This is a genomic window from Parageobacillus galactosidasius, assembly GCF_002217735.1.
GTDB classification, from domain to species: domain Bacteria; phylum Bacillota; class Bacilli; order Bacillales; family Anoxybacillaceae; genus Parageobacillus_B; species Parageobacillus_B toebii.
Window position 1 is genome coordinate 877,717 of record NZ_NDYL01000001.1, and the last position, 22,621, is coordinate 900,337.

The 22,621-nt window shown below is 38.9% G+C and carries 25 protein-coding genes, 1 tRNA gene, 3 pseudogenes and 1 riboswitch; of the genes and pseudogenes, 19 read left to right on the plus strand and 10 right to left on the minus strand.

The genetic code is table 11. From position 1 onward, the window contains the following. Positions 1-11 precede the first annotated feature (11 nt). From spoVAC to B9L23_RS20290, 6 genes are read left to right on the plus strand one after another with little or no spacing between them, the layout of a single operon-like run. On the plus strand, positions 12-491 hold the full coding sequence (spoVAC, locus tag B9L23_RS04675; protein ID WP_062679097.1) for a stage V sporulation protein AC: 480 nt from the start codon (positions 12-14) through the stop codon (positions 489-491). Then, positions 491-1,507, plus strand: a complete 1,017-nt coding sequence (gene spoVAD, locus B9L23_RS04680) for a stage V sporulation protein AD (protein ID WP_062679096.1) — start codon at positions 491-493, stop codon at positions 1,505-1,507. The genes spoVAC and spoVAD overlap by 1 nt, the downstream gene beginning before the upstream one ends. Next, a complete protein-coding gene (gene spoVAE / locus B9L23_RS04685; protein WP_089096963.1) occupies positions 1,504-1,860 on the plus strand; it encodes a stage V sporulation protein AE in 357 nt (118 codons plus the stop codon). The genes spoVAD and spoVAE overlap by 4 nt, the downstream gene beginning before the upstream one ends. 12 nt (positions 1,861-1,872) lie before the next feature. Continuing rightward, the gene (locus tag B9L23_RS04690) at positions 1,873-2,079 is read left to right on the plus strand and encodes a DUF1657 domain-containing protein (protein WP_012749476.1); all 207 of its coding nucleotides are present in this window, start codon (positions 1,873-1,875) and stop codon (positions 2,077-2,079) included. 12 nt (positions 2,080-2,091) lie between these two features. Further along, the gene (locus B9L23_RS04695) at positions 2,092-2,952 is read left to right on the plus strand and encodes a DUF421 domain-containing protein (protein WP_089096964.1); all 861 of its coding nucleotides are present in this window, start codon (positions 2,092-2,094) and stop codon (positions 2,950-2,952) included. A gap of 16 nt (positions 2,953-2,968) precedes the next feature. Beyond that, complete coding sequence (locus tag B9L23_RS20290; protein ID WP_012749478.1) at positions 2,969-3,130, plus strand: hypothetical protein; 162 nt, start codon at positions 2,969-2,971, stop codon at positions 3,128-3,130. A gap of 148 nt (positions 3,131-3,278) precedes the next feature. Here B9L23_RS20290 and B9L23_RS04700 read toward each other — a convergent pair whose 3' ends face one another. Further along, positions 3,279-3,599 carry a thioredoxin family protein gene (locus tag B9L23_RS04700; protein WP_012749479.1) on the minus strand — a complete coding sequence of 107 codons (321 nt, stop codon included), beginning with the start codon at positions 3,597-3,599 and terminating at the stop codon, positions 3,279-3,281. Positions 3,600-3,731: 132 nt separating this feature from the next. On the opposite strand from B9L23_RS04700, the gene B9L23_RS04705 reads away from it, so the two are divergent. From B9L23_RS04705 to spoVIF, 3 genes are all read left to right on the plus strand, one after another. Next, positions 3,732-3,971 carry a hypothetical protein gene (locus B9L23_RS04705; RefSeq protein ID WP_012749480.1) on the plus strand — a complete coding sequence of 80 codons (240 nt, stop codon included), beginning with the start codon at positions 3,732-3,734 and terminating at the stop codon, positions 3,969-3,971. A 76-nt stretch (positions 3,972-4,047) separates the two neighbouring features. Continuing rightward, positions 4,048-4,197, plus strand: coding sequence for a YjcZ family sporulation protein (locus B9L23_RS04710; protein ID WP_012749481.1), 150 nt, complete (start codon positions 4,048-4,050; stop codon positions 4,195-4,197). A gap of 119 nt (positions 4,198-4,316) precedes the next feature. Then, on the plus strand, positions 4,317-4,574 hold the full coding sequence (gene spoVIF / locus B9L23_RS04715) for a sporulation-specific transcription regulator SpoVIF (protein ID WP_012749482.1): 258 nt from the start codon (positions 4,317-4,319) through the stop codon (positions 4,572-4,574). A gap of 437 nt (positions 4,575-5,011) precedes the next feature. Here spoVIF and B9L23_RS04720 read toward each other — a convergent pair whose 3' ends face one another. From B9L23_RS04720 to B9L23_RS04730, 3 genes are all read right to left on the minus strand, one after another. Then, a complete protein-coding gene (locus B9L23_RS04720; RefSeq protein WP_012749483.1) occupies positions 5,012-5,443 on the minus strand; it encodes a GNAT family N-acetyltransferase in 432 nt (143 codons plus the stop codon). Between the two features lies 1 nt (position 5,444). Next, positions 5,445-5,966: a YjcG family protein gene (locus B9L23_RS04725; RefSeq protein WP_089096965.1), complete on the minus strand. Its 522-nt coding sequence runs from the start codon at positions 5,964-5,966 to the stop codon at positions 5,445-5,447. 64 nt (positions 5,967-6,030) lie between these two features. Beyond that, positions 6,031-6,759 carry an alpha/beta hydrolase gene (locus B9L23_RS04730; protein WP_062679093.1) on the minus strand — a complete coding sequence of 243 codons (729 nt, stop codon included), beginning with the start codon at positions 6,757-6,759 and terminating at the stop codon, positions 6,031-6,033. Between the two features lie 231 nt (positions 6,760-6,990). Then, positions 6,991-7,104: riboswitch (SAM riboswitch) on the plus strand. A 76-nt stretch (positions 7,105-7,180) separates the two neighbouring features. Here B9L23_RS04730 and B9L23_RS04735 point away from each other — a divergent pair. The 3 genes from B9L23_RS04735 to B9L23_RS04745 all read left to right on the plus strand — a co-directional run bounded on the left by B9L23_RS04735 (position 7,181) and on the right by B9L23_RS04745 (position 9,842). Next, positions 7,181-8,284 carry a methionine biosynthesis PLP-dependent protein gene (locus tag B9L23_RS04735; RefSeq protein ID WP_012749486.1) on the plus strand — a complete coding sequence of 368 codons (1,104 nt, stop codon included), beginning with the start codon at positions 7,181-7,183 and terminating at the stop codon, positions 8,282-8,284. 4 nt (positions 8,285-8,288) lie between these two features. Then, the gene (gene metC / locus B9L23_RS04740; RefSeq protein ID WP_081189628.1) at positions 8,289-9,473 is read left to right on the plus strand and encodes a cystathionine beta-lyase; all 1,185 of its coding nucleotides are present in this window, start codon (positions 8,289-8,291) and stop codon (positions 9,471-9,473) included. A gap of 296 nt (positions 9,474-9,769) precedes the next feature. Then, positions 9,770-9,842 (plus strand) — tRNA-Val (locus B9L23_RS04745). A 117-nt stretch (positions 9,843-9,959) separates the two neighbouring features. Here the strand turns inward: B9L23_RS04745 and B9L23_RS04750 are convergent. Then, positions 9,960-11,060 carry a tyrosine-type recombinase/integrase gene (locus B9L23_RS04750; protein ID WP_042412340.1) on the minus strand — a complete coding sequence of 367 codons (1,101 nt, stop codon included), beginning with the start codon at positions 11,058-11,060 and terminating at the stop codon, positions 9,960-9,962. Between the two features lie 205 nt (positions 11,061-11,265). Here B9L23_RS04750 and B9L23_RS04755 point away from each other — a divergent pair, with 205 nt between their 5' ends. From B9L23_RS04755 to B9L23_RS04775, 6 genes and pseudogenes are all read left to right on the plus strand, one after another. Continuing rightward, a complete protein-coding gene (locus B9L23_RS04755) occupies positions 11,266-11,526 on the plus strand; it encodes a hypothetical protein (protein WP_042412337.1) in 261 nt (86 codons plus the stop codon). Between the two features lie 39 nt (positions 11,527-11,565). Then, positions 11,566-12,531, plus strand: coding sequence for a hypothetical protein (locus B9L23_RS04760; RefSeq protein WP_052510073.1), 966 nt, complete (start codon positions 11,566-11,568; stop codon positions 12,529-12,531). A gap of 277 nt (positions 12,532-12,808) precedes the next feature. Continuing rightward, positions 12,809-13,489, plus strand: a complete 681-nt coding sequence (locus B9L23_RS04765) for a hypothetical protein (protein WP_042412333.1) — start codon at positions 12,809-12,811, stop codon at positions 13,487-13,489. 179 nt (positions 13,490-13,668) lie between these two features. Further along, the gene (locus B9L23_RS19870; protein WP_245842354.1) at positions 13,669-13,812 is read left to right on the plus strand and encodes a type I restriction enzyme endonuclease domain-containing protein; all 144 of its coding nucleotides are present in this window, start codon (positions 13,669-13,671) and stop codon (positions 13,810-13,812) included. 147 nt (positions 13,813-13,959) lie between these two features. Then, a pseudogene (locus tag B9L23_RS04770) lies at positions 13,960-14,073 on the plus strand (DUF6431 domain-containing protein); the annotation flags it as partial. Between the two features lie 300 nt (positions 14,074-14,373). Then, the gene (locus B9L23_RS04775) at positions 14,374-14,568 is read left to right on the plus strand and encodes a helix-turn-helix domain-containing protein (RefSeq protein ID WP_089096966.1); all 195 of its coding nucleotides are present in this window, start codon (positions 14,374-14,376) and stop codon (positions 14,566-14,568) included. Between the two features lie 487 nt (positions 14,569-15,055). Here the strand turns inward: B9L23_RS04775 and B9L23_RS04780 are convergent, their stop codons facing one another. From B9L23_RS04780 to B9L23_RS04800, 4 genes and pseudogenes are all read right to left on the minus strand, one after another. Beyond that, entirely contained in the window at positions 15,056-16,543 is a 1,488-nt protein-coding gene (locus B9L23_RS04780) for a PH domain-containing protein (RefSeq protein ID WP_089096967.1), read from the minus strand. Next, entirely contained in the window at positions 16,540-17,028 is a 489-nt protein-coding gene (locus B9L23_RS04785) for a PH domain-containing protein (protein ID WP_062753712.1), read from the minus strand. The genes B9L23_RS04780 and B9L23_RS04785 overlap by 4 nt, the downstream gene beginning before the upstream one ends. Positions 17,029-17,637: 609 nt before the next feature. Beyond that, positions 17,638-18,046, minus strand: a pseudogene (locus B9L23_RS21495) (transposase); the annotation flags it as partial. Positions 18,047-18,944: 898 nt separating this feature from the next. Then, positions 18,945-19,357, minus strand: a pseudogene (locus tag B9L23_RS04800) (transposase); the annotation flags it as partial. 909 nt (positions 19,358-20,266) lie between these two features. On the opposite strand from B9L23_RS04800, the gene B9L23_RS04805 reads away from it, so the two are divergent. Continuing rightward, entirely contained in the window at positions 20,267-20,716 is a 450-nt protein-coding gene (locus B9L23_RS04805) for a hypothetical protein (protein WP_245842289.1), read from the plus strand. Between the two features lie 284 nt (positions 20,717-21,000). Here the strand turns inward: B9L23_RS04805 and B9L23_RS04810 are convergent, their stop codons facing one another. Further along, on the minus strand, positions 21,001-22,461 hold the full coding sequence (locus B9L23_RS04810; protein ID WP_081189886.1) for an aldehyde dehydrogenase family protein: 1,461 nt from the start codon (positions 22,459-22,461) through the stop codon (positions 21,001-21,003). Between the last annotated feature and the right edge of the window lie 160 nt (positions 22,462-22,621).

The window sequence follows — 22,621 nt, forward strand, 5'->3', positions numbered from 1 at the left end:
GGGGTGGCACCATGGCAAACGAGAAACGAAAAAAACTTACTCCCGTACAACAAGAATATCATTTATTTGAGAAAGAACGAGAAACGAAACGCCCTGTCTTGAAAAACTGTGTTCGCGCTTTCCTTATTGGCGGGCTAATTTGTACCATTGGGCAAGCGATATCGTATCTTTACATGTACTTTTTTGATTTTACGGAGCAAACGGTGGGAAATCCGACCGTAGCAACGATGGTATTTATTTCGATGATTTTAACCGGACTTGGAGTGTATGACCGGATTGCGCAATTTGCTGGGGCTGGCAGCGCTGTTCCTGTTACAGGCTTTGGGAATGCCGTTATTTCGGCAGCGATTGAGCATCGGACGGAAGGATTTGTGCTTGGGGTCGGCTCGAACATGTTTAAGCTGGCAGGGTCGGTTATTTTATTTGGTACGTTTTCCGCCTTTGTCGTTGCATTAGTGAAAACGATCGCAACGAAATGGGGTGGTTTATAATGCTAAAAGGGCATCGGACATGGGTATTTGAAAACAAACCGACTATTTTGTCAACGGCGGCTGTTGGAGGGCCGTTCGAAGCAAACGGCCGCATCGCCGACGATTTCGATCTGCTTCATGAAGATTTGTGGCTCGGTGAGGAATCGTATGAAAAGGCGCACAAAGTGCTGCTGGAAGAAGCGATGTTCAAAGCGATGGAAAAAGCGGGAATAGAAAAAGAGAAAGTGCAGTTTCTAATTGCCGGAGATCTTATTAACCAGATGACCCCGACTAGTTTTGCGGCAAGAACGATTGGCGCTCCATACTTAGGGGTGTTTGGCGCCTGCTCTACTTCGATGGAAGGATTGGCGTTAAGTGCTTTTATTGTGAATTACGGTGGGGCAGACTATATATTGACAGGTGCGTCAAGTCATAATGCGGCGGTAGAGAAGCAATTCCGTTATCCAACGGAATACGGTGGGCAAAAGCCGCCAACCGCCCAATGGACAGTCACCGGGGCAGGTGTAGCGCTTATCAGCTCTCACGGCGATGGACCGCGTGTTACATCAGCGACGATCGGCCGGGTCATTGATATGGGATTGAGCGATCCGTTCAATATGGGTGGAGCGATGGCACCTGCGGCAGTAGATACGATCGAAGCACATTTGCGCGATATGCAAATTGATGCCTCTTACTATGACTTGATCGTCACCGGGGATTTAGGAAAGATCGGACATGAAATATCGTTCGATTTATTGCGTCAACACGGAGTGAATGTAGAGGAAGATCGCTATCAAGACTGTGGATTGATTATTTACCGAGAAGGTCAGCCCGTATTAGCGGGAGCGAGCGGTGCTGGTTGTTCTGCCACTGTCGTATACGGGCATTTGTTAAACCGAATGAAACGAGGAGAGCTGAAAAGAATTCTCGTCGTTGCAACCGGCGCCCTTCTATCGCCGCTTTCGTTCCAGCAAAACGAAACGATTCCTTGCATTGCTCACGCGGTGGCGATTGAGTATGGAGGTGATGAATCATGATGTCGATGTTTTTTTGGGCGTTTGTTGTCGGTGGGCTTATTTGTGTTATTGGACAAATTTTGATGGATGTGTTCAAACTGACTCCTGCCCATACGTTGACATCGCTGGTTGTCGTTGGCGCCATTTTAGATGGTTTCGGTTTATATGAGCCGCTCATTGATTTTGCTGGCGCTGGTGCAACAATTCCGATTACCAGTTTTGGGAATTCGCTAGTTCATGGGGCGCTTCAAGAGGCGGACAGACATGGCATTATTGGAGTGCTGACGGGAATGTTTGAAGTCACAAGTTCTGGTATTTCGGCAGCAATTGTATTTGGATTTATCGGTGCACTATTATTCCGACCAAAAGGATAAGGAGGAAAAGCGATGACCGTTGCCTCGCAAGTAAAACAAAGTCTAGCGAGCTTAAAGAGCATTCATGCCGGACTGCAAGGGCTTGCTCTCATTTCACAAGATGAAGAGGCGCAGAGAACGTTCCATGAGGCGATGATGATGACAGAGGAAATTATTGCAGATATAAAAAAGCGTATCGGCAAGCTGGAATTGGAGGAGCCTCAATATCATGGAAAGTAAGGAGCATGATCGATGCCAGTATGGTTAGAAGTAGCAATTCGTTCGGTTTTTATTATAATTGGGTTGTTTATCATTACACGGATATTAGGAAAAAAACAATTAGCAAAACTTTCGTTTTTTGAGTATATCGTCGGCATTACCATTGGCGACATTGCGGGAACAATGTCAATGGATTTAAGTATTAGTCTGGAGGAAGGAATTACAAGTATTTTAATTTGGGCGTTATTCCCGGTAGCTACTTCCCGTCTTTCACTGCGAAATAAAAAATTCCGCAACTTCGTTGAAGGCAATTCGACGGTCTTTATTAAAAACGGCAAAGTGTTAGAAGATAATTTAAAACGGGAAAAATATACCGCCGATGAATTGCTCGAGCAGCTTCGCAAAAAAGATGTGTTTCGTGTGGCAGATGTGGAATTTGCGGTGCTTGAGCCGAACGGCGAGTTAAACGTGTTATTGAAACGGGAAAAACAGCCGTTAACCGTTGGGGACGTATTTCCAAACCCTCCGTCAGAAAAGGAGCCGCAAACAGTAATTATGGACGGCATGATTTTAGATGAGCCGCTTGCGACGATGGGGCTGAACCGCGGCTGGCTAAAACAGGAATTGGATAAACAAGGGGTGGCGATCGAGAATGTGTTTTTAGGCCAAGTAGACTCTTACGGTCAGCTGACACTCGACTTGTATGACGATAAAATCCAAATTCCTGAGCCGCAAGAGAAAAAGCTGCTGCTAGCGGCGATCAAAAAAGTGCAGGCAGACTTTGAATTATTCGCTTTGCAAACAGAGTCAAAGGAAGCAAAAGAACTATATAAGACAAACGCTGAAAAAATGCAGAAACTATTGCAAAAAGTGGAGCCATTTTTACGAAACTAAAGGAGGCATATACTAAATGGAAAAAAAACGTATTCGGACGACAGACGAAGAAATTAAACTGGAATTAAAGAAAAACAGCCGTGCAAGCACCACCGATGAAGAAATATCGATTGAATTTATGTACAACGAAAACAATGTCACCCACCAGCCGAAAGATTATGAAGATATTGAGTATTAACAGACGTATTGGAAAGCAAAATTTTTCTAAGACGGCCATCGGCAATTAAAAAGCGTTTCTGTTCTTTGAACAAAAGCGCAAAATACAAAGTAGGAAAAAGCCGCTAGGGAATATTCACCCGACAAGCGGCTTTTTTGCTTGCAAAAATTTATACGGTTAATGACTGCAAGAATTCTTTTACTTCTTCTGGTGTTTTCGCATTGGCGCTATGGAGATGAGCAATTTTTTCCCCATTTCGGAAGACGAGCAAACTTGGAATGCCCATCACTTGGTACTTTTCAGCAAGCTCTGGAAAATCGTCGCGATTAATTTCGAACCAATCGTATTGCGAATATTCGCTAACAATATCATCGATAAACATGTTCATTCTTGTGCAATCTGGGCACCATGTTGTATAAAACTTTACAATTACCGGTTTTTCCCCCGAAATGACCTCTTGGAATTGTTCTGTCGTTTGGAGCTCTTTCAATAGAATTTCCCCCTTGAATGAAGTAGTGTCCGCTTATACTTTATCACATTTTTGTGGAAAAAAAGAATTTATATGCTTTGGCACATTGTCCCCTAAATTGCATAAACAAATGGTAAGGAAGGAGGGGATAGGATGAGCCGCGAGTTGGAAAAAGCGCTGGAAACGTGGGCGAATTCTAAAAAAGAGGGACATGAGCAGTTTATTAAGTTGTTTGAACAGTGGGGAAGAGACTTCGATAAAAAAATACAGGAAATTGAGAAGTTAAATAACCAATTTTTAAAAGGCGTCCAAGGAAACTTGGATTATATGAACAAGTGGTTTTCGAAAAAAGAAAACCAGTTTTCGAAGCTGTTTCGGATATTTGGGGAATAGATTTCCATATACGCCTATACCAGTTGCAAGCATGATGAATACGATAAAGTAACAAAGCGTAAGGAGGTGCACCATTATGGGCTTTGGATGCTGCGGTTTCGGAGGATACGGAGGCTTCGGCTATGGAGGCTTTGGCTATGGCGGTTTCGGCCATGGCAGTAGCTTTGTGTTGATTGTTGTGTTGTTCATTTTGTTAATTATTGTCGGTGCTGCGTTTGTATACTAATGTCATGTAATGGGTGCGGGCTGTTCTATTCGACGGGCAGCTCGTACTTTTTCTTTCTGATGTATGCACTTATTGGTTTTCAATTCATACGATATAAGAGGAAAAGGAGGATTTGGTAAATGGATAATCAGTTTTTTAAAAATATCGAAAAGAAAACAGGTGTAAATATGAAAGACGTATTCGAATTAGCCAATTCTTTGCAAAATGCCAATTTTAAAGACGAAAAAACAGTGCGTCACGTCATCAAACGCGTCGCGCAAATCGCCAATCGGAAAGTGCCAAAAGAGCTAGAAGACCAAATCGTCAAAACGATCATTCAAAACGGAAAACAGCTTGATTTTAGTACGATTGCTAACATGTTGAATAACAAAAAGTAAGCAAAAGGGAGTCTTCGGAATCGAAGCTCCCTTTTGTTCTTTATATTCCTTAGGAAAAAATGAATATTGGCAACTAAAGCGAATCAATTACAAAAAGACGGTCTTGAAAATCTATAATATAAATAGTAAACAAAGGAAATAAAATATGCGCAAAGGAATAGACGTTACAATGATTGCTTTCATTCCGAATGAAGCGTGCTGTTGTAGGGCATGGACAATATACAGAAGATATAAAAAAACTAGTGCAGCAAAATATGATATGGCGTGAAAATGATTGACTAAGTCACGAACGGCTTATGTATGAATTGGAAATGAAATTGTATTTTCTCTTGGCTGCTATACGTACAGCATAACCGCTTATGTAACAACAGTGTACGCAACTATTCTTTATGGATTGCAGAAAATGAGCAGAGACCGTACCATCGTTTGATACGGTCTTAAAGGGATTTTACCATCGTTACATGAGGGATTCCAGCATCCATAAACACATCGGAAACGGTTTGATATCCAAGTTTTTGATAAAATGGCTCCGCATGTGTTTGCGCGTTCAGTTTTACTTTTGGGACACCTTGTTTTTTTGCAAACTGCTCAATCGCTTCCATAATCAGCTTTCCTGCCCCACTGCCGCGATATTGCGGCAAAACGCAAATTCGTTCGATCTTGCCTAGACCGTTATCGATCGTGCGAAACCTGCCGGCACCAATCGGTTTTTCCCCATCGTACAAAACAAAATGCATCGCTTCTTGCTCAAATTCATCAATTTCTTCTTCTTCCGGAACATGCTGCTCTTCGATAAATACGATTCGTCGAACAAGCAAGGCATCGTTGTATAAAGATGTATCATTTTTTGTTCCGATTGCTACGTTCATATTACTCTTGTTCCTTTCCTCCAACAAGAAATGTTTCATATACTGTCCATGAGCCGTTTTCCAGTTGATATAGAAGGTGGAAGCGGTCAACCGTTTCTTCAAAATGAACTTTTTGCATCCGTAATTGTCCGTATACATCAGCATATTCAGCGTTTGGCAAATCACGGCCGATGGTAATATGAGGGACAAATACGTATTCTGACTTATCAGCAAGGATTCCGCTGTGAAGCCGTTCATGGAGACGCTCGAGCGTTTCGTTCGGCTCCACTTTTAAATAAATAACATTGCTTGTTGGATAAAATGAGCTAAACTTTGTCACTTTTAACGGAATGACGTCTGTTTCAGCGGCGATTTTGCGCAGTTCCTTTACAATTTCTTTAATTTGCTGGTCGTCAGCTTCAAAAGGCTCTTTTAAGGTTAAATGCGGCGGAATGAGGGCGTAATGGCTGTCGTAACGCTTTCTATAGGAATTGGCAAAATCTTGTATTCGCTTCGAAGGAAATAAAGCAATACCATATTTCATAAAAACCCCTCCTTATGATAAGTAGTACTTAATTATAACAAAATTCCGAAGAGCATAGTAGTGTTTACAAAGAAAGGATATGCGCGATTGCACGCGGAACGTCAGGCTGCCAATATGTCCATGCATGACCGCCATCAAATTCGTTGTATTCATACAAAAATCCTTTTTGAATAAACGCTTCACGCGCCTTTCGATTTGGAGTGATAAAATCGCGCACATTTCCGTCCGTCGTTTTCACTGCTGTTTCGTTTGTGCCCACCGAATGGTAAATTTGCAATAATGATGGTTCTGTAAATTGTAAAATTTGTTCGATGATTCCTTCATCGATATATGGCGACTGCATCGCAATTTTTCCAAATGTATGCGGATACAATAATCCTGCCATTAGTGATACAGTGCCGCCAAGGGAATCGCCGATGAGCGCGCGTCCTTTTCCGATTTGGTACGTAGGAAACGTTTGATCTAAAAACGGAACGAGCTCATGTGCTAAAAAACGCAAATAACGGCTGTTTTTCTTTCCGTTTGGATGATATTTCTCATAGCGGTCCTTAACATCGCGATATGGAATTCCGATGACAATGGTGCGGTCAATCTCGCCGTTTTCCATCAGTTGTTCAATAACGCTTTTTATTTTCCCGTACATAAAATAATCTTTCCCATCCTGAGCGATAAGAAGAGAATACTTATGAAGCGGGGAAAACGAACTTGGCAAATAGGCAAGCAGCGTTATTTCCTCATCCAGCTCATCGCTATAAATAGTGTAATCATGCATTGTCCCTTTTTGTAATGCCATGATGGATCCTCCAACAAAAACAGATTCACCTGTTATTGTACCATATTTTTGTAAAAACATGTTAACAAACACAGCAGATTATGATGAATATTTACATAAAAAAGCGCCGGGAGTTTTTCCAACGTATAAAAACAACGTGTCAATTTGAAAAATTTAAAAAATTTCTTGCAAACTTACGATAAATGAGGTACATTTTTTAGTAATCAGAAAAAATGAATAGTGAAGGATGCATTCTTATCAAGAGAAGTGGAGGGAACTGGCCCTATGAAGCTTCAGCAACCAGCCAAACGTTTGGCCAGGTGCTAAATCCAGCGAATTGAATTTTTTCAATTCGGCAGATAAGAAGAAGCACTGATCGACGTATGGAAAAGTCTTCTTCTTAGAAGACTTTTTTTATTTTATAGAAGAGGGAGAGATACAGATGGAGAAAATGGAAACGTTATTGGCGCAAATCGGAAACCGCAGTGACACGGTCACAGGAACGGTCAATCCGCCCGTCTATTTTTCGACCGCGTACCGTCATGAAGGAATCGGGAAGTCCACCGGATTTGACTACATTCGTACCGGCAATCCGACGCGGAAAATCGTCGAGGAAGCGATCGCAAAGCTAGAAGGAGGAGACCAAGGCTACGCGTTCAGCTCGGGCATGGCGGCCATTCAGACGGTTCTTGCGTTATTTGAAAGCGGGGATGAATTTCTCGTTTCCTCCGATTTATATGGAGGTACATATCGTTTATTTGAACGCGGCTGGCGAAAATACGGCTTGTCTTTTCATTATGTAGATTTTCGCGACATACGATTAGTAGAGAACTACATCACTGAAAAAACAAAAGCGATTTTTTTAGAAACACCGACGAACCCGTTAATGCAGGAAACGGACATTGCTGAAGTGGCAAAATTTGCGAAAAAACATGGACTGCTTCTCATTGTCGACAACACGTTTTACACACCAGTTTTTCAGCGTCCGATCGAGCAAGGAGCCGATATCGTCATCCATAGTGCAACAAAATATTTAGGAGGCCATAACGATGTGTTGGCAGGTCTCGTCGTTGCGAAGGGGGAGGAACTTTGCAAGCGGCTTGCGGAATATCAGAACGCAATTGGCGCTGTGCTTTCACCGTTTGATTCATGGCTGCTTATTCGCGGCATGAAGACGCTGGCGCTTCGGATGCGACAGCACGAAGAAAACGCGAAGCGAATCAGTGAATTTTTAGCGGCGCATGAAGATATTACTGATGTATTATACCCGGGAAGAGGCGGCATGTTATCGTTTCGTTTGCGCGAAGAAAAATGGGTCAACCGCTTTTTGCAAAGTTTACGATTAATTACATTCGCCGAAAGTTTAGGTGGAGTTGAAAGTTTTATTACGTATCCAGCAACGCAAACCCATGCCGATATTCCAGAAGAAATCCGCATCGCCAACGGTGTCTGTAACCGGCTGCTTCGTTTCTCTGTCGGCATCGAGCATGTCGAAGATTTAATTTCTGACTTATCGCAAGCGTTAAAAAGTATGAAAGAGGTGTAGGGAGATGGAACAACACATATCTTTTCAAACGAAACTGCTCCATAATAAATGGAAAATGGATCCTCAAACGGGAGCGGTCAGTGTGCCGATTCAGCACGCTTCCACGTTCCATCAATTTGATTTTGATACATTCGGCAAATATGATTATAGCCGCTCAGGCAATCCGACGCGCGAAGCGTTGGAAGAGACGATTGCGGCGTTAGAAGGCGGGGTGCGCGGTTTCGCCTTCTCATCCGGAATGGCGGCGATTTCCACCGCTTTTCTCCTCTTGTCCAAAGGCGATCATGTGCTTGTGACGGAAGACGTTTACGGCGGTACGTACCGAATGATTACCGAGGTATTGAGCCGCTTTGGTATTGAATATACGTTCGTTGATATGACCGATTTGCATGAAGTAGCTTCCCATATTCGCCCGAATACAAAAGTCATTTACGTTGAAACCCCATCGAATCCGCTTTTAAAAGTGACCGATATTCGCGGGATTGTGAAGCTTGCAAAGGCAAATGGCTGTTTAACGTTTTTAGATAATACGTTTATGACTCCCGCTCTGCAGCGTCCGCTCGATCTTGGTGTCGATGTCGTCCTTCATAGCGCGACGAAATTTTTATCGGGGCATAGCGACGTTGTTGCCGGGCTTGCCGTTGTCAAAGACGAGGAACTTGCCAAACAGCTGTACAAATTGCAAAACTCTTTCGGAGCGGTGCTCGGCGTCCAAGACGCATGGCTTGTGTTGCGCGGATTAAAGACGCTGCACGTCCGCCTCGAACAATCGTCGCAATCCGCGCTTGCCATCGCCCGTTATTTAGCAAACCATCCAAAAGTGGAAGAAGTGTATTATCCAGGGCTTACGTATCATCCGGGCCATGCGATTCAGCGCTACCAAGCATCAGGCTTTGGCGCGGTATTATCGTTCCGCCTTGCCGATGAAGAAGCGGTCCGGACGTTTGTAAAGCATGTTCGCATCCCTGTATTTGCCGTCAGCTTAGGAGCAGTCGAATCGATTTTATCGTATCCTGCCAAAATGTCACATGCGGCGATGCCGAAAGAAGAACGGGAGCGGCGCGGCATCACGGACGGCTTGCTGCGTCTTAGTGTCGGCCTTGAAGCCGCTGACGATCTAATTGCTGATTTCGAGCAAGCACTGTCATATGTCAAAGAAACATCATCATCCACTGTTTCAGCACGATAAAATAAAAAGGTATGCGCCAAAAGAAGCTGCCTCGCGCATACCTTTTCGTTTATTCTGTCAAATGAAATGTCTCTGCTGATAATATAATCATGTGATCAAAGGAATAAATATAGAGCGCTAAATAACATAATGATGTATTGAAAGCGGGGATTTATGATCGTTCTTGCCCTATTGCCTGTACGCGACAATGCTGTATAGAGATTGACACCCAAAATCGCTAGATGAAAATTTTTTAAAAAAGTATTTGACAAAGATCAGGCATATCCATATAATAATAGATGTGTTCAACAGAATATGATTCCGTAGCTCAGCTGGGAGAGCGCCACCTTGACAGGGTGGAGGTCGCTGGTTCGAGCCCAGTCGGAATCATCGAGCGAAATCCCTTGAGCCACAAGGCTTCAAGGGATTTTTTATTTCTGTTGTCATTCGTTATTTTTGGTGTTTTTGGTGACTTGGTGTGATTTTTGGAGTGATTGATTTAAAACTTTATTCCTCCTCAAACAATTGCTCGAATTTTTCGGCTGCTGTTTCTTGTATGCTTGGAAGCAAATGAGAGTAAGTATCCATTGTCATTTTGATACTCGCATGTCCTAACCGTTCCGAAACGACCTTCATATGAACATTTTGTTGTAACAGCAAAGTTGCATGTGTATGCCTTAATGAGTGCAATGTAATATCCTTTTCTAATTTCATCTTTTTATAAGTATTTCGGAATGCCCGTGTTAAGTTATCTACATACACACTTGTTCCGTTTACTGTGCAAATAACTAAGTTGTTGTCCTCATAGTTTTCGTTCTCTGCTTTTTCAATTTCTTGTATTTGTTTATGTTTTTTCAATTCCTCCACAAGATAGTTGCTAATAGCAATGACTCTTGTAGATTGCTTCGTTTTTGTAGAGTGTTGAATCGTTCGTTGATGTTTAAGAAGTGTTTTATTTATTCTGATTGTTTTTCTTTCAAAATCAATATCGTCCCACGTTAAAGCGAGTAATTCTCCGCGCCGCATTCCGGTATGAGCCAGAATTTTAAAGGCAATGGCATAGCGAGTTGTCTTTTCCGCTATCTTAATAAATTCTTTTAATTCTTCAACTGTAAATACCTCAATTGGTTTTTCTCTCTGTTCACGCGGTTTTTCAATCTGATCGGCGACATTTCGTCGAATCAATTCCAAATTAACAGCATCATTTAATCCTTTCCGTAGTATGCTGTAAATTCTTTTTACATAACCGCTGGAATATCTCTGATGAAGGCTATCAATAAATCGTTGAACCATTAAAGGAGTAACATCGTTTAGTTGTACATTTTCAAAAAAATTTAAATGATTGTTAAGAAAGGTTTTATAAAGTTTTTTCGTATTTTGAGAAAGATTATGCCTTCTGCTCAACCACTCTTTAAAGTAGTCTTTTACAGTAATTTTTGACTCTTGAATGGATATTCCTTGCTGCAATTCGTATCTTTTCTGTCTCTCCGCTGCTTCTGCATCAGTTCTTCTAGCAAAACCTCTTTTTTTGTATCTTTTTTTCTTATAAACAAATTCATAATACCAACTTTCTCTTTTCTTTATGGAGTGATCTTTATACACTGGCATAACAAAACCCCCTTAAAGCGTATAGAATTATTTTAGCAGAAAAAGGTAGAGGTATGGAGGGGACTTTTTATCAACCATTGGCATTCTCAGAGAGTATATGGAACGCTCATATTTTTGTTTGAAATTTCCTGAAATTGGGTATTAGGTTATAATTAAAGTATGAACTCAACATATTTTTAAACTTTTTGTTAGTAGGGGGGATAGGATGATTGAAACCGTATGGGAACGAATCAAGGGATGTGAAGGGCAAGTTTTTAAGCAAATCCGTGGAGGAGAGTTTACGTACAAAGTTAAGGGAAATACTATTGAGTTGAGCAGAACTAATCGCTCAATATCAAAAAACACCTTTAAAGAAGCGCTGAAATATGTACCATTAGAAAATACTGTACCTGTACAGCACTTGCAGGCTCCGTCCTATTTGTTTGCAATATTGATGGATAAGAGAATAAGACAAAATGACTGGTAACAATATCACAAAGGATAGTTCAGTGGGGTGAAAAATAAGATGAATCCAGTTTTAGAAAATATAAAATTCAAATTGAGTAATAGAGCCAATAGTGTGTTATATGCACGGGAAGAAAATTTCTATTCAGAAATTAAGATTTTTCTAGATTTTATAAAATCCAATTCTTTACTTAGTGCCATTATTCATGAGATAGAAAAACTAAATTTTGACATTGAATCCTATTTAAAAGGTGACGAAAGAAGACATAGACGCTTTATAGAGTATCCGAACGACTATATTCAAAAAATTGCTTTATGTTACTCGTTAATGAAACTTTTTTCAGAAAATAAGTTAAGTGTTTTAGACACCCTTTTCTTAAATATCACACCAAGCAGAAGTATTGATGATCGTTGTCGCGTGATTGCACAACAATATTTCAAACCTTTATATGAATATATCTGTGAACAAATTGAAGATGGTAGTACAATTTTATACTTATTATTAAGGTATAAGCACCGTACTGAATGGTTTCATAAAGATAGACTTTTCTCTATTTATGAAAGTGATACAAAACGCGGTGAAGAAAATTTAACCTTAGACTTACAGGAGTATTTGCATAACCAAGGAATTGATTATCCATTTTCAACACCACATTCACCTAGCGGACGTTCTGATTTAGTTGGTTTAATTGAAACCAATGATCCAATGGTTCTAGAGGTGAAACTATTTAATTTAGAAAAAGGTTATGATAAGGCATACATCAGAAAAGGATTGGTACAAGCATACCGTTATGCAATAGATTACGGTAAGCCTACGGGTTATCTTTTAATATATAATCTGGATAAAAGAGATTTATCTTTCGAAAAAAATGACGATAGCCCAATAAAATCAGTAAAATTAGGGGACAAAGAAATTTACATTATTGTAGTTAATTTATATTCTGACGGTAAATCTGCTAGTGAGATAAAAAAGCCACTACCTTATATAATCGATGACACATACCTTTTAAACTTTGAAGAAGAATAAGTTTTTCAAAGAGAAAACAACTGCAATAAAATTGATTCTATTACCGTTTATTACCAAAAACAAATATTTTATAATTAAAGCAGACATCTATATAAGTTCACACTGAAAAATCGACATAATCAAAATGTTTGAGTCGACTGAAAGAATGATCGAAACGGTTTGCATGTGTCGGAAAATCAATCTGTACTTAACATAGATATTTTAGACCAAAATATAATTATTACGCTTTCGAATGAAGTATAATAATGCCGAAAATATATTAATCAGGTGATATTATATGGGGTTTAACACAGAAAAATATAGGTATTATCTGGGGATGGGTATTGAATATCAAGTAATTAGTAAGTTTTTTTTACTTGGTTTTGAGGCATACAAATTACCAATTGATTTTGGTTTTGATATTCACGTTACAAATAAAATGATACAAACGTATAAGGAAGAAGAGCCTCAAAAAGATTTTTATATTCAAGTAAAAAGCAGAGTGATCTTACCTCCGTCAGAGAATCCAAATAAAGAAACGGTAGTACGTTTCTATATTAAGAAAGAAGACTTTAATAATCTAATTAAAAAAAGTGATTCAGTACTAATTTTATATTATGTAAGTGGTGTAAAAACATATAATTCATATTTTTATGACCCAGTGGAGTGGACTGATTGGAATTGTTACTTTTACGGTAAAATAGAAGGTTATAAAATGGATTTGAGTGAATATAGTGACATTACAATACATGATTATTTATGGTTAAATAGTCAACATTTAAACTATTTAATGGAAAATGATTTCGTTTTAGAAGATGAAAAAAATGGAGGTTATTATTTAGAAACAGTGTATTACGCTGAACAACACTCGGTATCTGTATCAAAAAATAAAGAAAAATTTACTTTTGCCGATAACTTAATGGAATTACGCAATTTAGTAACCGGAAATTTTGAAAATGATCCGTTTTTATCAAAATAATATTTATACTTACTAAATTTAGCGAACCATATCACAAATAATAGTGATACGGAGGACTGATTTTGTTCTAGATGCTAAAAAATTAAAACACTTAAAAGAAAAACAAGAGGGTCTATCTCTTAGAGCCACTCTTGTTTTGGAAAGAAATGTATCCATTTTATTTTTAGGTTTCTAATTTAATCCATAAGGTTGTCAAAGCATTAAAGAAACAATTAGCCGTAGACTGGACGAGTCCTCACCGTCGAGATGTCTACGCTAAAGTGAAATTAGCCGTCAAGCAAGTACTCATGAAAGAGAAAATTACGGCGCAGCAATTACTGTAAATTATCACTTTATTTCGGAACAAAAGAGCCATTTTTTTGCACATTCCTTCAGAAAGCCCTCTCCCCTTTTCTGAAAGAATGTGCTAAATTTTTTGTGAATTATTTCGGAAGAGAAAATCCATCGGTTCAGAGGAGGGGGAGGAGGACGTGATTCAATTTCATGACTTTGGCATTGACGTCCAAACGTATGCAGAGCGTGGAAAAGAAAACGACTTCCCTCTTCTGACACAGTGTCCGCATTGCCGGGCCAAGCGCCCGTTACTATTCATGAGACATGAACCTCCTTGTGAATAGTTTTGGTGACACATCTATTCTAATCAAGGAATCGGGTTCATGTCTCTTTTTTTGTTTGGTTGTAAATTTATGTTAGCGAATTTGCTCATCTACAGTAAATAATTAATATTTGCAAAAAAAAAACGAAGAAGGTCAGCAATAAGAAAAACAATCAAAACACTTTAATTCAAGACACTAATCAACATCCTTTACTGGAAACATCGATTAGAACACTTTATTTAAAACACTAATTAAAATACGTCTGACCTCCGAATGGAGGTAGATTGTATGTATAAAAATGAAGATGAATTGCCAATTACTTTAACTGCAGAAGACATCAAGGAGATCCTGCAAATTGGTATAACAAATGCATATGAATTACTCAATAGCGGGCAGTTTCATGTTGTTAAAATTGGAAGACAATTAAGAGTAAGCAAAACTGTGTTTCTTAAATGGTTAAATGGTACAAACGAGGTTGGATGATGTACAGTCTCGTTTTTTATTTGCTTTTCGTATTAATTGGAGGATTTGGTGTGGATTTTGGCGGAGGAATAGGTGAAAAAAGATAAAAAATGATATAATCAAATAAGAATTTAATTTCTATGAGTATCAATAAAATATTGATTTAATAAGGTTTTTTAAGGTTAGATAAAACTACTTAAAATCATATAAAAATAATAAATTCCACCTTGACAGGGTGGAGGTCGCTGGTTCGAGCCCAGTCGGAATCACTAGAGCGAGAGGCTTGAAATCCTTGTGTATCAAGGGTTTCAAGCTTTTTGCTTTTTATAGCAGGGCACTCAAAATGGTGTCCAAATTATATTTGGTGCCATTTTGGTGCCGAAGCATTTTTAGTTTGATTTTGATAACGGGGCATCGATTTGATTAGCCGCTTTCTTATTAAAATAAATATAAATTATGTTTTTTCATAAATAAAGCAGCATAATTGAATATGCTGCTGGCATGCTATTTATTTGCTATTAACTTCAACGTAAGAAGGAATCGGACAAGCATCTTGCTTTAAAGAATCGTACTGTGAATGTGGATCAATCTCCACATCTTTTGTGCGCGCTTCAAACCAAGATGTGATCAACGGCTGTAGAGAAGAATCGATATCTAATAACGTTGTTACGTGAACCGGGTGTGCACGATTTGTTAGTTTTACACTCATGACATCAAAAATTCGCTGTAGCAAAGAACGCTCAAATTGCAATTCAAGCAACTTTGCCCGTTTCGTTACGAGTGTTTCTACTGTAAAGGCACCTGAGCGAAGCTGTACATGCGCATCTTCTAACTTAAACGCTGTATTACGGTATTCTCGAATACGATTGATATAAGTAAACACCAACACAATCGCACCAAAAACAAAGAAAATGGGTTTCCAAAATCCAGTGGCAGCAACGAGGCTTGCAAAAATTGGTGGTCGAAGCCAAATCAACTTTTTTGCCTTAGGGGATGCATAATGTGTCATGCTACGCAGTTGAAATTCTGGCAGCATGATTGCTATTAATTCATGTGCTTTTTCCGTTGGTAAGTACGGGAAAAATTCATTAATGTTTTGGTCCTCACCTGGCAAAATTTCCCCTGCTGAAATAAGTTTAATTGTTGTCACACCGAGCAACTTTTGATAGCCGTTTTGTTTGTAAATGACCGCTTGTACTTTGTCTTTGCGAATGGAAAAGCTTTGCTTAGAAAGCCAGCCTTTTTGTACATAAATGCGTTCATTGTCCATTGAAATGGTATATTGATAGTAGCTATTAAACGTTTTAAAGACGCCGATACCGACAGCTGCTAATACGGCAAGTAAGACTAGCAAGATGAGCAGCCATCCTGAAAGATGAGACATAACCTTGTCTACATTAATGTATTTCTCTGGATGTACATCTGACCATATATTTAAGCCAATAGGAATGATGGCTAAAAAACTGAAGGACAATAGGGAAGCTTTCAAAATATCACGAATGGTAGTGGTGAAAAGAATTTGACGTTCAGATTCATTGATGGCTTCCTCAGCATGCTGCTCTTGATTCCCATTTCGTAAAACATAATCCTCTATCTTGATGCAATCCACTTTATTTACAAATTCCAATGTCACATCGCTAGTTGCTTCTCCTGTTTCCATTGTGATCGATTGTACGCCAAATAATCGTTGCAAAACATTTGCCTTCGTTTGCACATTCTCAAATTTTTCACGCGGTATAAATTGCTCTGATTTAGAAAATAGGCCCTTATGTATATGAATGCCATCTTCGGCAAATACAACTTTAGTAAATAATGTCTCATAGATGCGAAACAGGAAACTGAATCCGAAAACCGCAATCGCACCCCATTGCACAATATTCATGAACATAGAATTACTACCCGAATTTAGGAATAAAATGAAAAGTATAAACAGATTGCTTTTGATAAGGTCTAGCAGGTCATAGAATATTTTTAGCTTGGAATAGCGAAACGTCATACTTCATCAAGCTCCTTTAAACGGGCAAGCTTCGAAATATCATCGCGGAGCTTTATAGCAACTTCTTCCTCAATATGTGGAATGGTAACGCCACCTTGCATAGTTTTAATTTCAATTGAGCGGACACCATATTTTCGCATAATGATGCCTTGAGTCAATTCAATTGATTGTATTTTCGTCATCGGCACTACAACTTCCACTTTTGTCCAAATCCCGCTTTTAATGTATAAAAAATCATCCGTTAACCCGTATCGAAAAGTTTTATAGTATATCGGTGAACTTACAAAATAGGTCCACGGAATACCAATTATAGTAATGACAAACAGGGCGATCCAAACATACCGTAGCCAGCTCCACCAGTTAAAATAATCTGTGCAAAAATAAAGTCCAGTTATAACGACAAGGGCAATGAGTGATGTAATAAGTTCGTTTAAATTGCGTACCTTCATCGCTCTAGGTGAGATTTGTTGATACTGTACTTCCATACTGTTCTCTCCTTTAAGTTGGAAAATTATCCATTCAATTTCATTTACGGTGAATGATAAAAAAAGTTTCGTTTGAATAAACTGTGATTAAAATTTTTGTAAAACATCTATTTCGAAAAGTGAGAGATCTTTGAAGGAAAAAATAAGGAAATGTTTTTGATGCTATGAGATACATTTTTGCACTTTACATAGCCCACAGTATATGAGTATGAGATGAAAAGCAAGCTTCAACAATCGGGCGATTTTCTTGAAGAAAGATTGAATGATATATGACTTTTTTAGGGAAATTAATTAAAAGATTCAAGGCTCTCGTTTTTTTCTAAACGTGAGCCTTGAGTCATTCTTCTGTATTTGCATTTTTTCACTTATTAATTCCACTCGCTCATTATTATTGCAGAAAATGTTTCAAGTGTGATTTGATCATTTTCTTCTAATGAGAAGATGTGTATAAGCTTTCAGAGTTGTTTAAAGGTTTTCATGACATAAGCGTTTACTCATGCATTGAAACGATGCTTTTTTGTGTAGTAAAATACTGGCATGAGCATGAAGTAGGCCGTGAACTATATTAATAACTATATTAATAACAGATGGTGTTGCAAAACTAAAGTAAAAACTCAAGTTATGCATAAGGATGCAGCATAACACATGCAGCAAATATCGATGAAATCCATACCATTGCGGCTGTTCCACCCCATCACTTTTTAACTCATTAAATACCCGTTCAATCCTGCGGCGAAGCCCAAACAGCCATTGGCCAAACCTCGTTTTCAACAAGACAGGAAAAACCCGGCCATAGGCATCTTTCCGTTCCTTGCTATTGCGGCGGTTGATAGGGGAAATTGAATAGGATTCCTGACTGCTCAGCTGTTTGGCGAACCTTTTCGCTGTCATACGCGGCATCGCCCAATACCAATTCGATATCCCACTTCTTTAAAGAAACAAGTAATTCTGGTGCCACTGCCGCATCATTTCGATTCGCTGTGGTTAACACATGAGATAAAATGATTCCCTCGGCAGACCATGTATGTTCGTTGTTTAAATTGGAAAACATGATAGTGTCCACCCCTTGGTAGTTGGTTTTGGTCACTGTATATGATTTCCAAGGTGGTGGATTTTTTTATGTGCATTTATGCATTCGTTATGCGTTTTGCAACACGTTCACCATTTATTAAACTAAAGCTCCCGTTAGTTGAAAAAGGGCATCTGAATAAAATGCCACCTTACTCTGTAATATCAAGTACAGGTAAACAATTTTTAGCACTTTAATATCAATCGTTTTATATATAATGCCGCACATTATATTTGGTCATATTTCCAAAAATTATAAAAATAGGTAAAATTAAATATTACAGTAAAGGGGGGAAATGGTTAAGAATAATGAGTATTCGGATTATCTAGTGGAATACAATGTAGGTTTAGTATCTTTAAATAGTGTTTTGTTACACTGTTTTTTCGAACTGTGCAACAAGTTATTCCAATATTATGGATAGTCCTATGATAGAATAAAGTTACATTCTTAGGACGGTGATATTTATGAAAGAATTTTTATCTAGTTTTTTACTTATTACCAGTTGGCTTATATTTGCAATTAGTGGATACCTATTTATTTGGACAATCTTCTTCGTTTATGCCATTGTACCAGCCTTTTTAAGTTTAGCTGTTGGCTTATTCTGCTTTTATTGCTCAAAGAAGCTGGACAGTAACATCAAAAAGAATTCTTAAAATCCCCCTATGTCGCAGTATGTGTCTACTGTGTCGGTACCGTCAAGAATTTTGTGTAATGTAAATGGGGTAGGGTTTCTCTGAAATGGATTTGAATTGATAGGGGACTGATTTTCTCCACACAGGAGACTGAATATTCAGTCTCCTGTGTGGAAAGGGAGAATCCCTCTATTTTGTTTATTTACAGTATTTGGTTAACAATAACGTTCTTCAAACATTCGCTCGAGGGCTTCCTGCGCTTCGGCAAATCCTCGCAACTTTCGCCCTGCCCATTTCTCATTAATGAATGGTCAAATACACGATTTTTTCTGCGGCTTCTAAACTATTCAAACTGTTCATCGGTTTTAGGCGTTTCCGAATCTCCTTGATCGTTCGTTCGATGGCATTCGTTGTATAAATCACACTTCGAATACTGCTTGGATAGTCCATAAATGAGAAGGACATCCAACTCATTTGCCCACGATTGGACTTCCCTTGGGTATTTGTGAGACTATTTGGATTGAAACTGTTGAAACATCTCCAATGCGATTTCTTTATTCGGAGAACGATAAATGAGTTTCAGGTCCTCCACCATTTCGAATTGATCTTTTTTCCGAACACAACGGAGATAGCAGCCGTTTCTCCTATTCGGTGTTCCAGCCTGTTCGATTTCGAGGAAATTTTTGATTTCTTCCCGCATAATCAGTTCTAATTTTTCTTTCACAAATTGACGAATGACACTTTCCAGTTGATTTGCCCAGTCGACATTCGGTATACTTCTTTCAGACATAGGTAGGGTTCTCCTTTCTCTAAGATTTTTGGTCCAATCAGAGAATACCCTACCTTTTTTCTTTTGTTCTAGCAAAATGCTTTACACAAACTTTTATACATCATCCTTTGTTTCCACGTTTTACACTAGGGGACAACAATGCAGGTAATATGTGCGTTCTGCGACGCCATTCCTAGCTTTGTTGCGGTGTTGTTTCTGCAAGAGCATGCTAATCATTCGGAAATTTAAAAGATGGACTTCCGATAATACATACTGAAAAATCCACAAGAGAAAAGAGGGATACCGGTACCAAAAAGCTGTTCGTAAGAAATGCAAAAATAAGTGTGAGAGATGCGGAGCAACAAAGAAATTACATTTCCATCTAGGTTTTTAGAAGATGGACAAAACATAGTCGATAGTCTCATTTTGCTTTGTACTAGTGATCATGCGGAAGAATATAAAGGAGAACATGCTTATTATATGTTATTGAAGTGGATGAAAAGGCGGCCGCAACGGAGCTTAAAAAAGATGTGTTCAAACATATCGAAGTAGCATTGGATTGCTAACACGATATGTTGAAAGAGTATCATGTTTTGTCGGGAGAAAGTCGATGAAAACGTTGGTGGCGGCCGCGCTTCTCTTCTAGGAAAGCTGGCGTAATCCGTTGTGCACCATTGGCGATACAGTTGGCACAGTTAGAGGAATTGCAACAGCGATCGGACGGGTATATGCACAATTGCCGTAAACGCATCAGAGGATGATTCAATGATGGCATTGGACAAGACCAAGACGATTACATGGGATGGACTAGCTGACAAATTAATAATAGACGCCGAGCCATGCGGCGGCGGGATGAAATTATTTATGCGATTGGGGTGGGATTGGATGCAGATGAGTTCAGTATTTATGAAAGAGTTAGCCGATATACTCTTCAAATACAACTTAGCTTGCATAAAGTCGGGTAACGGTATGATAGGTTATAAAGAAGGGGAATTCAAAGTATTGAATAATACGTTTGTTAGCGCGAAACCAAAAGGAATTGAAATGAGTGGTTACAGTTTAGAGGTATATGGAGTAAATCATAAAGAAGAACTTTTAGAGAAAATAGTAGAAGATATAAAAGATTGTTTTAAGAAAAACGAGATGGGAGCAATTGAGGGGAGTTATTTTATTGGGTTCGATGATGGCAACAAATTCAAAATAAGAATTATCGAATAATACCATTTCCAATGTCACTTTCGGCATATAAAATATGATAAATTCCTAGCTGTTTCCCCTCTTTTCCGCTTGTCACCTATCGGATGGCGGACGGTGAAAATATCCAAACAACGCCCCACCCCATCTTCTCAAGTTGAGACAAGACGTTTCTGCGCAAGGGATTAAGCAAGATGGGGTGCGATTTATTTTTTATGCATCCGTTATGCGTTTTGCGACGCGTTCTATGAAAAAAGAGGATATATGCTCAATAAAGGGCATATATCCTCTACTAATATAGTTATTCCTTAAAACGGAAATTTTCGATATTGATGTTGAACGGAAACCCATTTTGTCACTGTAAACTCTTCTACAATCCATGGATTTCCAAAACGGCCTAATCCACTTTCTTTTGTTCCTCCAAATGGTGTATTCGATTGAAGGTTAACCGTTTGGTCATTTACATGCGTCATTCCGCTATCAATCTCTAAAGCTAGTTCTGTTCCTTTTTCAAGATCAGATGTAAATATAGCCGAACTTAGACCATATTCGGTTTCATTTGCCAATTCAATCGCTTGTTCGTCCGTTTCCGCTTTAATCATGATCGCAATCGGTGCGAACACTTCCGTTTGAGCTAACTTACTATCATTATCCACATCTACAAATACATATGGCGTTAATATATTTCCTACGCGTTTTCCTTCTAATGCCAACGGAATTCCTTCTGCTTTTGCTTCTTCAATTACCTTTAGTGCTTTTTCTAACTGACGTTGGTCGATGATCGGACCAATCACATTTTCACGATTGCGCGGATCTCCGTACGGCAAGTTTTTAGCCCGCTCCACAAACTTCTGTACAAATTCATCATACAAATCTTTATGAACAATGAATCTATTCACGATCATACAAATTTGGCCTTGGTGTAGATACTTTCCGAATATCGCTGCATCCACTGCGCGATCTACATCAGCATCGCTCAACACGACAAACGGACTGTTTCCGCCTAATTCTAATGCAACGCGTTTTAAAGCTCCACCAGCGACAGCTCCGACATGCTTTCCTGCCTCTGTCGATCCAGTGAAGCTGACCAACTTAGCATGAGGGTTTGTTAACATTTCATCTCCAATTTCTCTCGAATTCGTTAAAATCACATTGAGTACACCTTTAGGCAATCCAGCATATTCAAACGCTGCCGCAATAATCGAACCTCCGGTTAAGCCGGTTTTCAAATCCGGTTTATGAACGACCGCATTACCTAATGCGATCGCAGGGGCAATGGTTCTCATCGATAAAAATAACGGGAAATTAAATGGAGAAATCGATGAAATAACTCCGAGCGGCAATCGATAAATTCGATTTGTTTTTCCTTCAATAGGAGAAGGAACTTCTCTATACGTATAAATCTCTTCTGTCATTTTTTCCGCTTCTACTAATTCATCTAACGTAATTTGATATTCCATTTCCGCTTTTATATATGTGCTGCCTGTTTCTACTACCATGGTCTCTAAAATTGCTTCTTTATTCTCTTTAAAATACTCTAATGCTTTCCGGATGACCGCTTTTCTTTCCTCTACCGAAGATTTCGCCCATTTTTTCTGCGCTTGCTGCGCCGCTTCAAAAGCTTCCTGTGTTTGTTCTTTTGTAGCTAATTTAACTGTTGTAATGACAGAATCATCATACGGGTTTAAAATATTATAAGAGTTCGAACTTAATCCTTCAACCCACTCACCATTAATAAAACTTTTATTTAGTTCCAGATACTGTTTCAAGTTGATGCCCTCCCCTTGTTGTAAACGGTTTCGACAATTATCTTACTATTGCTTGCACATTATTTCAAATTTCCTGCTTACTTTTTAGATGTAACAATTTTTTTCATTTCTCGTTGGAATGAATCTATTTTACGCATATGGATATAGAAAAGTGGTTATT

What these genes read in the sequence shown, in the direction of transcription:
- B9L23_RS04735 (WP_012749486.1), top strand. Translation starts at nt 7,181, where the DNA reads ATGGAGAAAATGGAAACGTTATTGGCGCAAATCGGAAACCGCAGTGAC.
- spoVAC (WP_062679097.1), top strand. Translation starts at nt 12, where the DNA reads ATGGCAAACGAGAAACGAAAAAAACTTACTCCCGTACAACAAGAATAT.
- B9L23_RS04760 (WP_052510073.1), top strand. Translation starts at nt 11,566, where the DNA reads ATGAATCCAGTTTTAGAAAATATAAAATTCAAATTGAGTAATAGAGCC.
- B9L23_RS04720 (WP_012749483.1), bottom strand. Translation starts at nt 5,443, where the DNA reads ATGAACGTAGCAATCGGAACAAAAAATGATACATCTTTATACAACGAT.
- spoVAD (WP_062679096.1), top strand. Translation starts at nt 491, where the DNA reads ATGCTAAAAGGGCATCGGACATGGGTATTTGAAAACAAACCGACTATT.
- B9L23_RS04785 (WP_062753712.1), bottom strand. Translation starts at nt 17,028, where the DNA reads ATGGAAGTACAGTATCAACAAATCTCACCTAGAGCGATGAAGGTACGC.
- spoVIF (WP_012749482.1), top strand. Translation starts at nt 4,317, where the DNA reads ATGGATAATCAGTTTTTTAAAAATATCGAAAAGAAAACAGGTGTAAAT.
- B9L23_RS04755 (WP_042412337.1), top strand. Translation starts at nt 11,266, where the DNA reads ATGATTGAAACCGTATGGGAACGAATCAAGGGATGTGAAGGGCAAGTT.
- metC (WP_081189628.1), top strand. Translation starts at nt 8,289, where the DNA reads ATGGAACAACACATATCTTTTCAAACGAAACTGCTCCATAATAAATGG.
- B9L23_RS04690 (WP_012749476.1), top strand. Translation starts at nt 1,873, where the DNA reads ATGACCGTTGCCTCGCAAGTAAAACAAAGTCTAGCGAGCTTAAAGAGC.
- B9L23_RS04805 (WP_245842289.1), top strand. Translation starts at nt 20,267, where the DNA reads ATGGCATTGGACAAGACCAAGACGATTACATGGGATGGACTAGCTGAC.
- B9L23_RS04750 (WP_042412340.1), bottom strand. Translation starts at nt 11,060, where the DNA reads ATGCCAGTGTATAAAGATCACTCCATAAAGAAAAGAGAAAGTTGGTAT.
- B9L23_RS04780 (WP_089096967.1), bottom strand. Translation starts at nt 16,543, where the DNA reads ATGACGTTTCGCTATTCCAAGCTAAAAATATTCTATGACCTGCTAGAC.
- B9L23_RS04725 (WP_089096965.1), bottom strand. Translation starts at nt 5,966, where the DNA reads ATGAAATATGGTATTGCTTTATTTCCTTCGAAGCGAATACAAGATTTT.
- B9L23_RS04765 (WP_042412333.1), top strand. Translation starts at nt 12,809, where the DNA reads ATGGGGTTTAACACAGAAAAATATAGGTATTATCTGGGGATGGGTATT.
- B9L23_RS04705 (WP_012749480.1), top strand. Translation starts at nt 3,732, where the DNA reads ATGAGCCGCGAGTTGGAAAAAGCGCTGGAAACGTGGGCGAATTCTAAA.
- B9L23_RS04730 (WP_062679093.1), bottom strand. Translation starts at nt 6,759, where the DNA reads ATGGCATTACAAAAAGGGACAATGCATGATTACACTATTTATAGCGAT.
- B9L23_RS04695 (WP_089096964.1), top strand. Translation starts at nt 2,092, where the DNA reads ATGCCAGTATGGTTAGAAGTAGCAATTCGTTCGGTTTTTATTATAATT.
- B9L23_RS04775 (WP_089096966.1), top strand. Translation starts at nt 14,374, where the DNA reads ATGTATAAAAATGAAGATGAATTGCCAATTACTTTAACTGCAGAAGAC.
- B9L23_RS20290 (WP_012749478.1), top strand. Translation starts at nt 2,969, where the DNA reads ATGGAAAAAAAACGTATTCGGACGACAGACGAAGAAATTAAACTGGAA.
- spoVAE (WP_089096963.1), top strand. Translation starts at nt 1,504, where the DNA reads ATGATGTCGATGTTTTTTTGGGCGTTTGTTGTCGGTGGGCTTATTTGT.
- B9L23_RS04710 (WP_012749481.1), top strand. Translation starts at nt 4,048, where the DNA reads ATGGGCTTTGGATGCTGCGGTTTCGGAGGATACGGAGGCTTCGGCTAT.